General features: G+C 39.4%; 15 protein-coding genes. 4 read left to right on the forward strand and 11 right to left on the reverse strand.

The window, feature by feature from the left end:
• Positions 1–51: 51 nt before the first annotated feature.
• Together rarD and K7887_RS20085 are read right to left on the reverse strand one after the other, a co-directional pair.
• Positions 52–987: an EamA family transporter RarD gene (gene rarD, locus K7887_RS20080; RefSeq protein WP_223491377.1), complete on the reverse strand. Its 936-nt coding sequence runs from the start codon at positions 985–987 to the stop codon at positions 52–54.
• Between the two features lie 136 nt (positions 988–1,123).
• Positions 1,124–2,338, reverse strand: coding sequence for a transglutaminase-like domain-containing protein (locus tag K7887_RS20085; protein WP_223491378.1), 1,215 nt, complete (start codon positions 2,336–2,338; stop codon positions 1,124–1,126).
• Between the two features lie 228 nt (positions 2,339–2,566).
• Here K7887_RS20085 and K7887_RS20090 point away from each other — a divergent pair, with 228 nt between their 5' ends.
• Positions 2,567–3,277 carry a MerR family transcriptional regulator gene (locus tag K7887_RS20090; protein WP_223491379.1) on the forward strand — a complete coding sequence of 237 codons (711 nt, stop codon included), beginning with the start codon at positions 2,567–2,569 and terminating at the stop codon, positions 3,275–3,277.
• A gap of 341 nt (positions 3,278–3,618) precedes the next feature.
• On the opposite strand, the gene K7887_RS20095 is transcribed toward K7887_RS20090, so the two are convergent.
• The 5 genes from K7887_RS20095 to K7887_RS20115 form a co-directional block, all read right to left on the reverse strand.
• The gene (locus tag K7887_RS20095) at positions 3,619–5,109 is read right to left on the reverse strand and encodes an anti-sigma factor family protein (protein ID WP_223491381.1); all 1,491 of its coding nucleotides are present in this window, start codon (positions 5,107–5,109) and stop codon (positions 3,619–3,621) included.
• On the reverse strand, positions 5,096–5,656 hold the full coding sequence (locus K7887_RS20100) for an RNA polymerase sigma factor (RefSeq protein WP_223491383.1): 561 nt from the start codon (positions 5,654–5,656) through the stop codon (positions 5,096–5,098). Before K7887_RS20100 ends, K7887_RS20095 begins: the two co-directional genes overlap by 14 nt.
• Positions 5,657–5,793: 137 nt before the next feature.
• Entirely contained in the window at positions 5,794–6,357 is a 564-nt protein-coding gene (locus tag K7887_RS20105) for a thioredoxin family protein (RefSeq protein WP_223491384.1), read from the reverse strand.
• 24 nt (positions 6,358–6,381) lie between these two features.
• Positions 6,382–7,191 (reverse strand): nucleotidyltransferase domain-containing protein, encoded by an 810-nt coding sequence (locus K7887_RS20110; protein WP_223491385.1) that lies wholly within the window; start codon positions 7,189–7,191, stop codon positions 6,382–6,384.
• A gap of 44 nt (positions 7,192–7,235) precedes the next feature.
• Positions 7,236–7,610, reverse strand: a complete 375-nt coding sequence (locus tag K7887_RS20115; RefSeq protein ID WP_223491386.1) for a hypothetical protein — start codon at positions 7,608–7,610, stop codon at positions 7,236–7,238.
• 184 nt (positions 7,611–7,794) lie between these two features.
• On the opposite strand from K7887_RS20115, the gene K7887_RS20120 reads away from it, so the two are divergent.
• Genes K7887_RS20120 through K7887_RS20130 form a run of 3 tightly spaced genes read left to right on the forward strand, consistent with a single transcriptional unit; the run spans position 7,795 to position 9,192 of the window.
• Positions 7,795–8,292 carry a hypothetical protein gene (locus K7887_RS20120; RefSeq protein WP_223491387.1) on the forward strand — a complete coding sequence of 166 codons (498 nt, stop codon included), beginning with the start codon at positions 7,795–7,797 and terminating at the stop codon, positions 8,290–8,292.
• The gene (locus tag K7887_RS20125; RefSeq protein ID WP_223491388.1) at positions 8,282–8,800 is read left to right on the forward strand and encodes an exosporium protein D; all 519 of its coding nucleotides are present in this window, start codon (positions 8,282–8,284) and stop codon (positions 8,798–8,800) included. Before K7887_RS20120 ends, K7887_RS20125 begins: the two co-directional genes overlap by 11 nt.
• Positions 8,797–9,192, forward strand: a complete 396-nt coding sequence (locus K7887_RS20130; RefSeq protein ID WP_223491389.1) for a hypothetical protein — start codon at positions 8,797–8,799, stop codon at positions 9,190–9,192. Before K7887_RS20125 ends, K7887_RS20130 begins: the two co-directional genes overlap by 4 nt.
• Before the next feature lie 592 nt (positions 9,193–9,784).
• On the opposite strand, the gene K7887_RS20135 is transcribed toward K7887_RS20130, so the two are convergent.
• From K7887_RS20135 to K7887_RS20150, 4 genes are all read right to left on the reverse strand, one after another.
• On the reverse strand, positions 9,785–10,099 hold the full coding sequence (locus K7887_RS20135; RefSeq protein ID WP_223491390.1) for a DMT family transporter: 315 nt from the start codon (positions 10,097–10,099) through the stop codon (positions 9,785–9,787).
• Position 10,100: 1 nt separating this feature from the next.
• Positions 10,101–10,436 carry a DMT family transporter gene (locus tag K7887_RS20140; protein WP_223491391.1) on the reverse strand — a complete coding sequence of 112 codons (336 nt, stop codon included), beginning with the start codon at positions 10,434–10,436 and terminating at the stop codon, positions 10,101–10,103.
• A 68-nt stretch (positions 10,437–10,504) separates the two neighbouring features.
• Positions 10,505–11,074 (reverse strand): TetR/AcrR family transcriptional regulator, encoded by a 570-nt coding sequence (locus tag K7887_RS20145; protein WP_223491392.1) that lies wholly within the window; start codon positions 11,072–11,074, stop codon positions 10,505–10,507.
• Between the two features lie 204 nt (positions 11,075–11,278).
• Positions 11,279–11,785, reverse strand: a complete 507-nt coding sequence (locus K7887_RS20150) for an SRPBCC domain-containing protein (protein ID WP_223491393.1) — start codon at positions 11,783–11,785, stop codon at positions 11,279–11,281.
• Between the last annotated feature and the right edge of the window lie 73 nt (positions 11,786–11,858).

Raw genomic sequence — 11,858 nt, forward strand, 5'->3', positions numbered from 1 at the left:
AAAATAGCTCCCCACTCTTTTCTGTAAAGAAAATGGGGAGCTTTGCATTATTTATATACTTCTAGATGGGACAACTGCACGCCTTACCCGCCAACTTTTCATTAACGTAAAGGTATACAGCCCAAGCGCCACCCATATACAAACAAACGCAACAAGATGAGCATTGGTAAAAGGCTCATGAAACAAATACACGCCCATTATCAGCTTAATAGTTGGCGCAAAATACTGCAGCAAACCGACCATGGAAAGTGGGATCCTTTTTGCACCACTCGCGAAAAGGAGCAACGGGACAGCCGTAACCACACCGGCAAGTAATAGGAGCAATGTCACAATAAGGTTTCCTCCAAACGCCCCACTCCCAGTTTTAGCATGCACGTAAGTTAAAAAAAGCAGCGCAAATGGCGTAATCAGTAGTGTCTCAATCGCAAGGCCGATTAATGCACCGACCTGGACCATCTTCTTAATCAGCCCATAAAATGCAAAGCTTAAGGCAAGCATGATGGCCACCCACGGAAAGGTACCAAAACTGAAAGTCAGCACGAGCACACCGGCTCCTGCTAGAATGATAGACAATGTCTGAAGAACAGACAATTTTTCTTTTAACACAATAACTGCTAGTAAGATACTGACGAGCGGGTTGATGTAGTAGCCAAGACTCGCTTCGATGACACGGTCCGAATTCACCGCCCATATGTAGAGCCCCCAATTAATGCTGATGAAAATTGAAGCAAGGCTAATTCCAATCAGCCTTTTCCTGTTCCTTACAAGAGCCTTAAGCTCCAATGTAAAGGAAGGAATTTTCCGCAACACAGCCAAAATAATCAGCATAAAGACGAGCGACCAAACAATCCGGTGCGCCAGGATTTCCCCAGCCGGTACATCATCCACCAGCTTCCAAAATAAAGGGAGGATCCCCCATAAGATATATGATAAGCCTGCACAGGCAACTCCTACTCCAAACTCTTTATTTCCTGTTGTTTGATTCATGTGGCTGTACCCTCTTCACTAAGAATATTTGTATTTAGTGTAGGGCCGTTTAAACAGAAAAGCAACGAAAAAGTTTCGAGATGCGAAAAAAATAGAGGCGGCCGGTTACCACCTCCTTTATCATCATTTTCGTCATCTACCCACCGTTCAACACCGACATAAAGGAAAGCAACAAGAACACGGTTAACACTCCAAATAACAATGGCCGCTCCCCTCTTAAAGTAAATGAGACTGCTACTAAAACAAGAGCGACACTTGTTGTAATGTCTAATATAGGATTATCTATCAAGAGACCAAGTATAAAACAAAAGCCTGCGAGAAATACGGACAACCTTTTCAACAAGAAGGTTACTCTCCTAAAGCCGGTCTCCTTCACCTTCCACTCACCAAGGTAACTTCTATTATTTATTTTTGAATCTCCCTCCAGGTTTTTTTCATCAAACCTTATGTAGGCTGGTTGCATATAAGGGGCGGCACCATTAATAGCTTCGTAGCCCCAATGGAATGGCTTTCCTTCTATGTTGAAAAATGAGTTCCTATTAGATGCATTATTTATCTCTACATCTATATATATTGGTTCAAGAGGAATTTCCCCATCCGTTGAAAAGACTATCCGCTGACCCTCTGTAGTACCAAAATACTTTTTCCATGGGAGTGTGCGAACATCACTAAAGAGGAACTGCAATTTCTTCTTTTTTTGGATATAGGCCATGCTGCAATCAACTGGAATCCATCCAGTTTCCTCTATATATACTTCATTCCACACATGTGCCTGCATCTTACCGACTGCCCAGCTTCCGACAATCGTTCGGCAGGGAATGTTCAGCGCCCTGCATAACGCGGTATAAAGAAAGGAGTATTCACCACAATCCCCTTTTTTCTCTTTCAAAAAAGCAGTCGCACCTCGTACTCTTGGAGGATAAACATATTGATAGTTATCTACTAAATAGTGAAAAAGAAGTTCCGCTTTATCTCGTGCTCCTTTTGCTCCGGTAGTTATCTCTAGTGCTAATCCTCTGATTTCTTCTGAGATTGGTGATAGTACAGTCGATCTTAAATAAAAGACTCTCGTTTCATTTGTAATAGTATTTGAAGAGTCTTCTGGATTATATGCTCCACTTTTAAAAGAAAGCCGAATTTTCTCTCCCTCTTTCAATTCGTAATAAGCAATTTCTTGATCCAAACTGGGGGAAAGAAGATTAGGAGGACGAGTGACCTGAGCTTCCTTCACCTTTTTATCATCAGGCCACGCTAACCATAGTTTTGTTAGCCCCTGTTCACGGTTTTTATATTCATATTCATATATGTTTTTTGATTTTCCGCCTTGGAAATTTGTATCTGTTAGAGACATTTTCAAACCTTCTCTCCTTTTCTATAGAAGTGACAATTGGAAACATAGGTCAGAGTTATATCTCTAACATTCGTGGTTATTTTCTATAATCCTCTTATTTTTTCAAGAACATCAATATAGTTACTAACTTCATTTTTCCAAAAATAATGCATTCGCCTTAAATTTATACGCGATATACCCCTTGCCAAAAGGCCACAAAACCTTCATATTAAAGTAAGGAGGTGCGATATGCGAAACGATATACAACCTAATGAACGGGCATATTCGACCAAGGAAGTTGCGGAAGAAGTGGGGATTGCCACTCCAACAGTAAGGAAGTATGGACAGATATTAGAGCGGAATGGATACGAGTTTTTAAAGGATGGGGACAGACGAATTTTTGTGGAATCGGATGTTAAAGCGCTTGTAGCGCTGCGCGATACGGACAAGCCTCTCGACAGCACGGCACGCGATATAGTAGAGCAACAAAAAGATCGCTTGGAAAACACATCGCAAACAGACATAGCGCTACCCGATACGAGCGAAACTTTACCAACCGATCCAAACCAGATTAAAGAAGCCTTTAAATACTTAGTGAATGAACTTGCAGCTGCCCGGGAGATGAATATACAACTTAAAAACGATATGACACATATCAAAACAACTGTCTCCCAGCTTCAACAGGACCATCATTTCATTAGTTCCAGCATCGGAAATACGGCACAAAAAACGAATAACAAGATTGAGAAATTAACAGAGCAACAAAGAGAACACTATGAAACTCTTTTAGAACAAGAAAGAGAGAGAACAGAACTATTACAAGAAGAAATACAAAAGATGCGCGACGAACAGAAAAAAGAATGGGTATCTCAGAATGATTTTAATAAGCGATTAGAAGAAGAGATGCAAAAGCGAGATGGAGGCAATTGGGGTTGGTTGTTTTCGTTGTTTAAGAAATAAACACTCAAAGGAAACGTTTGGTACACTTTATAGCAACGTATCGGTGGGCGATATACCGGTAGTAGAACTTTATAATATCCTTTGGCGCTCATACATATTGAATAAAACTACTATATCGGCGCACGATACAATGGGAGAATTCGATAGAAAAACCGCCTATGATACAATAAATGTTATCATAGGCGGTTTTTTCGATATTTAAGGGTATTTATGTCAAACCTTGATCTTTCCCACTATTATAATTCTACAATTTCCCGAGAAATATCTTTAATTTTCGTATTTTCAACACAGTTTATCGACATTATTTCCCTTAGCATCCTCTTAAATTCAGAGCAAACATGTCACCACAGAATAATCTCCCACTCATCCTCAAACCATTTAGTAACACTTGTGATATCTAGCTGATAGTTAGTTACGCTATTAGGCATGTTTGTCTGGATAATGAAGGTACCTTCATTGGTGACCGTTGTATTTATAACCTCTTTCGTAACCCATTCTTTGTCGCTATCAACTTCCACTAAAAAACTTTCAATATTACTGATGGTTGTTTTACCTGTTATCGAAACCAACTTGGAATTAGCTGTATCCTCCTCGACTGCAACAGATTCAATGGTCCATCCATTCTTATCTGTTTTCTCCATACCGTCAGTCAAATCAAACTGAGTATTTACTGGTTCTTCTAATCGGAAGCCTTTTAATCTTAAAGTCAACACTTCACTGCGAGGCAAATATTCCATAACGTCCAAACCTTTTACTCGATTTGTAAACTCATAATTAAAAGTAAAAGACTCTCCCATATGGGATTCTAGATTTACACCATCAATCAATAACTCCTCACCGACACTATTCACAATACTAAGCTCAGGCATAATTATTGGTGTTATCTCTTCATTATCTCGAGCTTTCATTATTTCTTTAAGCTGATCCTTTTTATCTTCCCTATACTCCGCATGAATTTGCAGGTTGTGTGCATTGGTGGAAAGTTCCCACTCTATTTTACCTGCATAAAATTCATCGAACATAAACTCAGTATTATATGAGTTACTTTTAGTAAGGAGCTTTGCATCCGTAACATTAATCGGAATCTCTAGGCTCCAATCCCCGTCTTGCATAAATAAATCATTAAATTCTATTTGAGCTCGAAACGTATCTGGAAGAGGAAGTTCATCCATTTTAGCAGGTTTAATAACGACTGAGTTTTGTAGCCAACCATTGCTACCTAAAGAAACTTCCCTTTGAGGCAACTCCTGTCCATTTAAGTCCACTATCTTCCCGTTCGGCGGAAAGCTCTCATAGTCATCCCCTACCTGACTCAAATGATTGACATTATGTTTCTTTAAAAAATCTTCTAACACCGATTCTTCAGGTTTTAATCTATAAAAAATTTCAATCTTCAAAGGGCTCGCACTTATATCCGTCACTTCCAGCAGAACCCCTTCATCCTCCACTGAATACAGCGCTTCCTTTTCTTTTTGTACTACAGAAGTCTCCGAATTTCCTGTATCACTTTGCTGGATTTCACTTAGAAAAGAAGCACCTAAACCAAATGCGAGGACAATACTTGCTGCAGTCAACAACTGATAGGGCCAGTTCCATCTTTTCTTTTTTGCCTGATACGGTTCAAGGTTGCTTAACACTTCATCGTCAAATCCAGTGGGCAGCACAGGTGATTGAATGGCTTCTTGTAAAAAAGCGTCCTCTTTTTGCAGTGCTGTCACCACTTGGCGACAGGATGGGCAGAACTCCAAGTGTTTTTCCACATGGCTGTTTTCCTCCTCGGTCAATATTCCATCGACATAAGCAGCCAGCTGATCAAATTTAAAACATTTCATGAAAATAGCCCCCCTTCTCCTGTTGCACCTTTTTCCTCATTTGATTTTTTGCCCTGTGAATTTTGTTGGCAACGGTATGTATGGGAATGTCCAAGATAGCTCCTATTTCCTCATAACTCAGATCGTTTGTGTATTTTAGAAGTACAATGAGGCGATCCTCTTTTTTCAGAGTAGCTAGAAGACTTTCCAGTTGCTTATATTTTTCCTTTTGAAGATAGATTACTTCCGGCGTTAAGGACCCGCCTCCCGTTTCGTCTGAGTATTCCACTGTGTGAAGTTGCTTTTTCCGGAAGGTGTCCATGCAATGATTGACAGAAACTCTGTACAGCCAGCTGGCAAAGCTACCTTTCCGTTCATATTTATCAAGTTGTCCGTACACCTTGATGAAGCACTCCTGCACAAGGTCCTTCGCCTCTTCTGAATTCTTCACCATCCGCAGCACCATGGCATAAAGCCTGTTCTTATACCGATTTATAATAAACGCAAAAGCCTGCTTATTCCCTGCAAGCACTTGCTCCACAAAATAAAAATCATCCTGCTGTTCCAAAAGCTCATCCCCCTTACCTACCCAGTATAACGTAATGAAAGACGAGAAAATTTCAGGATATGCAAAAGAATTTGGTTTTGAGGCAAAAAAAAGTAGCCCACGGTTACCTTGCTTAACCTCGGGCTACCCTAAATCTTCTATTTCTTTTCCAAGATGTTCATTAATGTATTTTTAAAGCTATCATACACATATGTCCATAGAATTTCTTCGCTTACATATCTCTCTCTTAGAGTAGCAATGACTTCTTTTTGCTTTTCTGCAAACGCAGGATCTTCCTTAGGCGGCAGCGCCCCACGGAGTTCATCAACAATCTCTTGTACTTCAGGTGCACGAGGTCCCCATTTGCCTAGAAGTTCACCTTTTTCGTCCAAGATTAAAATCATTGGAATTGCTCGTCCCCCATTTGTCAGATGGCGGTCAATCAGGCTCGTATCTGCATCCCTTAAAGCAACACGGAAATCAATACCTGCAGCTTCAGCCAACTTACGAATCACCGGATTGATCATCATTGCGTCACCGCACCAGTCTTCTGTAATGGTTAGGAAGTGCAGAGACTGCTGTTGTAGCTTTTCTGCCAATCCATCTGCAGGCAATCGGAAGTTTTCGTAGACCGTGAAGCTTTCTTCTTTTAATGTACTCATTTCATCCATGTATGTTTGTATGGATTTTCCCTCTTGGAAAAATTGTTGTTCGGTTTTCATGATTGAATCCTCCTACACTGTTTTTTATATTTCCTCGCATTTTTGTGCTTCTTTAGTAAAATGATTCACAATCCATTCACTTTCCTTTTCCAATATCGTTATTGCTTTGATGCGATCAGCAGGTGCTTTTTCCATCCATTCTTGGAGATTTGTTACCACTTTTTTCTTTTCTGGAAAGTGTGTAAGAAAAATAGCAGCTTGTTCATCTAGCTTTGTAGACCAGATTTGAGAACGAGCCATAACCATGGAATAATATGTTCGAGTCAATTTACGTATTAAACTTTGTATGATTGTATGAAACTCATCCCAAGATGCAACTTGTAGTTTTTTCAAATATCGCTCTGAAACTTCAGCTATATCCCCATTGAAGCATATCGCTATTTCCGGTGTCAGCTTATAAGGTCCGAACCGTCCGCGAAGATCCTCGCCATCTACACAAACACAAAGTTCACGTAAGAACGCCTGTTCGTAATAGTTATTCGGATCCATACAATAATCCAGAGTGGTTTTAGCTATGCCTACATCGCGGACAAGCGAGTGATATTTTTGGGATAAACTCTCTGCTAGCTTCTTCACTCTTTGTTGTTCGTTATAATGCAAGTCTTGGTTGAATATAGCCAGTATGTCCAGATCTGAATTACCCTTTTTCGCATCACCCCTCGCTACACTTCCGTACACATAAACACTATGTAGCAGGTTAGGAAGCTGTAGGTGAAGGGTTACTATTGTTTCTTGGACACATTTCAGATAGACAGGTATTATTTTTTCAAAATCAACGTCCCGGACAATAAATCCATTCTCATCCAATCCATACCCTCTCTGCAAGTAGTTCATTAGAATTCCCCTCTCTAATGTTTCTATCCAATTTTTAAGGTTCATCATTTACTTATTTCAGTTTTTTTCGGTAGTAATGCCAGATCAAAGAAAGATAACCCGAGGGACATCCCAATTGCAATAGAGATAGATTTATAGAGATTTGGTTCATTGAAGTTTATAAGCAAGCTCAAGCCCAAGAAGATAAAAAAATAAAGGACAAATCGGCCCGACCTTCTTTTTAGCTCTTGGCGTGGCAATCTTCTGACTTTCCATAAGGTCACAAGGAGGAAATAAAATAATGAGACGATTAAGAATACTGCGTAACCTATTACCATCGCCGTTGCGAATGGGTGATCTACATCCTTGTAAACTAGGAAAAGTGTAAGGGTAGTGCTGAAAGTAAAAAATATTAGGTACGCGATGGACAGTTTCCGCATAGTTCGGACCCCTTCCCTAGTAATTTCCTACTAAAATTGATTATTTCAGAGAATGAATGGGAGCTCAAGAGAAATTTTGGCGGAATCCTTCCTCTGATAAAATGGGTCACCGTGTCTGTCGCCTCACCCCACCTTCTATCATAGAATATAATGCTAGATTATTTTTTGATAGGAGGAGATAAATTTGATTAGAAAATATAGTTTGAAGAATGATTTAACAGATTTACGAGAACATGCGGCAACGGTTAACAGCATTAGTAGTGGGCGTAGGAAGTGCCCTATAAAGAACTATGTGGAGACGCATAAGTTTCAAGGGTTTGGTGAGAACGAGACAGGTAATATTCCGCTTAGCTTTATTATTAATGCGGGTGATGAGTATGTTTTATTTGAGGATTTCACAGATAGTCATAATAAAACTTACTTTCAGGTCGGGAGTCCTACGTTAGGACCAGAATTCCTTGATAATAATATGCTTGTGAGGGTAACGACCGATTCTTTGGAGACACCTTTTGAATACAACGTCCCACTCTCACAAACGCGGGCATTTCAATTGGAAAATGTACGTCGGATTTCGGTGCAACTTAATAATCTACCAATCTTTTTTCAACGAGAAATCAGTTTTTATCTAGAAAAGACATTTTGTATTTCATGTTCAGAAAGAGGTAATGGCGATGTCTTGTAGGGATAGTCGATTGAAGTATTGCAGGGAAACACTTGGTTCCATAAGTCCGCAAAGAGTCCGTCCTAATGGCCATAAAAAACTAAAATGCAAAGAAATTAGCTGTGAATTGGAAACCCATAAGGTCCGAGGAAACGGCGAAAGCTTAACTGGAAACATTCCTAACAGTATTTTTGTTCCCGCTTTTAGAGAAGAGTTAGTTGTGTTTGAGGATTATACGGAAAACCACAATAAAACCTTCCTTCAGCTTTCGGTAGAACCAGCCCCACCTAATATTACTTTCAGGGTTTTGGATGTAAGAATTTATACTAGGGATTCCGAGGAACCTATCGATATCCGCCTTACTACAAATCCATTTGGACCTGAATTCACCGGTATTCCAAGAGGGATTCAAGTGGAAAATTTTGTCCGACTCACAGTTACCAATACGCTTGAAAGTCCAAGCATTTTACAATTTTATATTGAAAAAACATTCTGCATTTGTTGCAGAGAAAGCGGGGATAAAAAGTGAAAAAGGATAGCCATATTGATAATCATTTTGTCCAAGGCAGCGGGTTTAACCAAGCCGGGAACATCCCCCTCCTCTTCCCCATCCGGCCAAATCAAGCTGAGATCATTTTCTCGGATGAAACCCCAAACCACAATAAAACTCTGATTCAAATTAGATCCGTTGCAGTAGAACCTTTTCCTCCATTTCCACTTCAAGTTCTCATATTTACAAAAGATAGCTTCGTCCCAATTGTTGCAGAAATAGAAGGCTCCTCTCTATTCAGTGAAGGCAACACACGAGCATTTGAAGTAGAGGACTTCTTTTTCCTAGCCATCGTTTTTCAAGACGAAGTTGGCCAACGTCAAGCCGCAGCCGAAGTGTTTATCCAGAAAACGTTTTGTATGGATTGTTAGAGCTGTTTATCCAACAGTCAGTGTTCACTGAAAAGGCAATATTGATAACTAAGCGTAATAGGTTATATAAATCTTTGCGCTTTTTTAGTTTGACTGTTGCAAGGCGCTAGAAATGTGAAACAGAGCTATTTTCCTTATGACTATTTTGTTAGAAAGGATATCCAATACAAGGAAATTCCTTTATAGTTAAAGGGAATAGACTTTACATATTTTCAACCAAAGAAAGAAGGATAGATATGATAAAAGGAAATTCCTATGTTTTAATACTGACTTTAATTATATATATCACTCTAGTTTTCATTTCTAGCACTCCTGTCTATATAAAAAGCGTATTTATCTTCTTCTCAGCTTTACTATTTTTCCCTATTTTCAGAGAAAAGCTTACAGGCTCGTATTTTTATTTCTGGGTTCCTACACATTGGGTTAGGCTTTGCTTCTTATTTTATTGTACCTGAGTACCTGTTTTTAACTGTCGGTGCCTCTGCTATTTTCTTTATGGTAGACGAAATTGCTAAAGGGACATCCCATAACACATGGTTAAAGGGAGAGGTTTCTTAATGGTTCGAAAGAGGAAACCTCCCTAGTTGATCTTTTATGAAACTAACTTTAAACCAATAACACCCACTATAATTAACATCAAACTAAAAACACGTGAGCCGTTTCTTGATTCACCAAAGAAAACCATGTTTATCACTACGGCTCCTGCTGTACCTATACCTATCCAAACAGCATAGGCAATACTCAATTGAAGATAGGAAAATGCCTGATATAGCAAGAAAAACGACATTCCAAAACCACCGAGGAACAACGCTCCCGTTTTTAGGTTTTTCTTTGTACTAAATAACTTCAATCCGATTACACCAACTATTTCACTTATTGCCGCGAACGTAACAAATAACCAACCCATTTTACTGCATCCCTTCCTCTGTCTTATTATCAGACAGCTTCAAACCAATAACCCCTGCCACCAGTACGCCAATAAAAAATAGTTTCAACAAATCTATGCTTCCTTCAAACAGGAAATAATCCATCAATACAGTTCCAATAGAGCCCACTCCGGCAAATACTGCATACACCGTTCCAGTAGGCAGTCCTTCACATGCTTTAGCCAAAAAATAAAAATCGATGATGATTACTAAAATGACAAGCGCCCAATGCCATGCCGATTGCGCTGTACTAAATCCAAAAACCCACACCATTTCCAATGCGCAGGTGATCAGTACATATATCCAATATCTGTTCATAAAGATTCTCCTCTTTATAATTTTATGAATGACATTCATTCATTCTTATTCCAAAATAAAAACACACTTCACGGGCGTAAAGCATGCTCCAAGAATTCAAGTAATTCTGCCTTATGCTTTTGCTCATTTACTGCCTCATACTCATTGAATAAAAATACCTGCTCAGCAGCAGATTCAATTAACCCAAGCAATAATTGTGAGGTTCTGGCAGGATCTACAGAATCCCTAATTAAATGACGCTTTTGATTCTCTTTTAAAATAGAAGCAACCAAATCGTATAGAGGGTAATATATGGTTTCCCACTTGCTAATATGCTCTGTGGTAGAAATCCCTGCATAAACAAGAGCGGAAACATCACGAAACTCCGCGGTTACTTGAAAAATAGCATCCACCAATTGATCAAGTTGTTTCTTTAAAGATGCATCTGTTGAAACATCTTTTTTGATTTGCTCCATGAACTTTAATACTATTTGCTCTGCTATTGCAGGCATCACAGAAAGTTTGGAAGGAAAATACAAGTAAAACGTCCCTTGCGCAATTTCTGCTCTTTTCACAATATCTGAAATCTTGGTTCTTTCAATGCCTTTTTCCTTAAATACTTCAATCGAAGCCTGGACAATCTTTTCTTTTTTATCCAATACAATGCCCTCCAATCGTTAATGACTGAATATCATTCATTTTATCTGGAGGGCAATTGTTTGTCAAGGAAGGCGTTCGTTAGGTAGCCGCATTTATGTATTAGGCTAACCCATCAAGCAAGTATATAATTACCTTCCCTAAAATACTAGAAGGGATACCTAGGTAACCCTTCATTCTCAGTGTTTCTCCCAAGATATATCCTCTTAACGAGACAAGACATGTTCTTCCAAACGATCCCAAGTTTCTTTAATGCCATGCTCCATTCCCATTTCCAACACCGTCTTCAAAGCCTCTGGAGATTCATACTCCGCGCGATTTACTAGCTTTGTCTTGCCTTCATGCTCCTCAAACGACAATGTGGATAATGTTGCAGGCATTTCCGAAGACTCATTGCCTTCTGCATCTGAAAAATAATCGATGTATTCAATTTTTTCATTCGGAACAATTTTTTTGTAAAGTGCTTTTCCCCAAGATTCAAATCCAAAAAAGTCGCCTTGGCTCTCATCCACACATTTCATGCAATAATGCCAAACGCCACCTTCTCTAAAGTCCAGATCGCAAACTGTCAGCTCCCAGCCACGTGGTCCCCACCATTTCCTTAGAAGCTCTGCTTCTGAAAAAGCTTTAAATAAAACGTCTTTAGTGGCATTGAATTCACGCTCTAAAACAAGTACGTTTCCGTCTACTTTTGAGATCATTTTGGTTGTCATATAACGGTCCTCCATCAATTTTGGCATTACGCTACATGAAGAACGGCATATAAGAGGCGGTTTGTCCAAACCT

The organism is Sutcliffiella horikoshii (assembly GCF_019931755.1).
GTDB lineage: Bacteria > Bacillota > Bacilli > Bacillales > Bacillaceae_I > Sutcliffiella_A > Sutcliffiella_A horikoshii_E.

What these genes read in the sequence shown, in the direction of transcription:
- rarD (WP_223491377.1), bottom strand. Translation starts at nt 987, where the DNA reads ATGAATCAAACAACAGGAAATAAAGAGTTTGGAGTAGGAGTTGCCTGT.
- K7887_RS20085 (WP_223491378.1), bottom strand. Translation starts at nt 2,338, where the DNA reads ATGTCTCTAACAGATACAAATTTCCAAGGCGGAAAATCAAAAAACATA.
- K7887_RS20090 (WP_223491379.1), top strand. Translation starts at nt 2,567, where the DNA reads ATGCGAAACGATATACAACCTAATGAACGGGCATATTCGACCAAGGAA.
- K7887_RS20095 (WP_223491381.1), bottom strand. Translation starts at nt 5,109, where the DNA reads ATGAAATGTTTTAAATTTGATCAGCTGGCTGCTTATGTCGATGGAATA.
- K7887_RS20105 (WP_223491384.1), bottom strand. Translation starts at nt 6,357, where the DNA reads ATGAAAACCGAACAACAATTTTTCCAAGAGGGAAAATCCATACAAACA.
- K7887_RS20110 (WP_223491385.1), bottom strand. Translation starts at nt 7,191, where the DNA reads ATGAACTACTTGCAGAGAGGGTATGGATTGGATGAGAATGGATTTATT.
- K7887_RS20115 (WP_223491386.1), bottom strand. Translation starts at nt 7,610, where the DNA reads ATGCGGAAACTGTCCATCGCGTACCTAATATTTTTTACTTTCAGCACT.
- K7887_RS20125 (WP_223491388.1), top strand. Translation starts at nt 8,282, where the DNA reads ATGTCTTGTAGGGATAGTCGATTGAAGTATTGCAGGGAAACACTTGGT.
- K7887_RS20135 (WP_223491390.1), bottom strand. Translation starts at nt 10,099, where the DNA reads ATGGGTTGGTTATTTGTTACGTTCGCGGCAATAAGTGAAATAGTTGGT.
- K7887_RS20140 (WP_223491391.1), bottom strand. Translation starts at nt 10,436, where the DNA reads ATGAACAGATATTGGATATATGTACTGATCACCTGCGCATTGGAAATG.
- K7887_RS20150 (WP_223491393.1), bottom strand. Translation starts at nt 11,785, where the DNA reads ATGACAACCAAAATGATCTCAAAAGTAGACGGAAACGTACTTGTTTTA.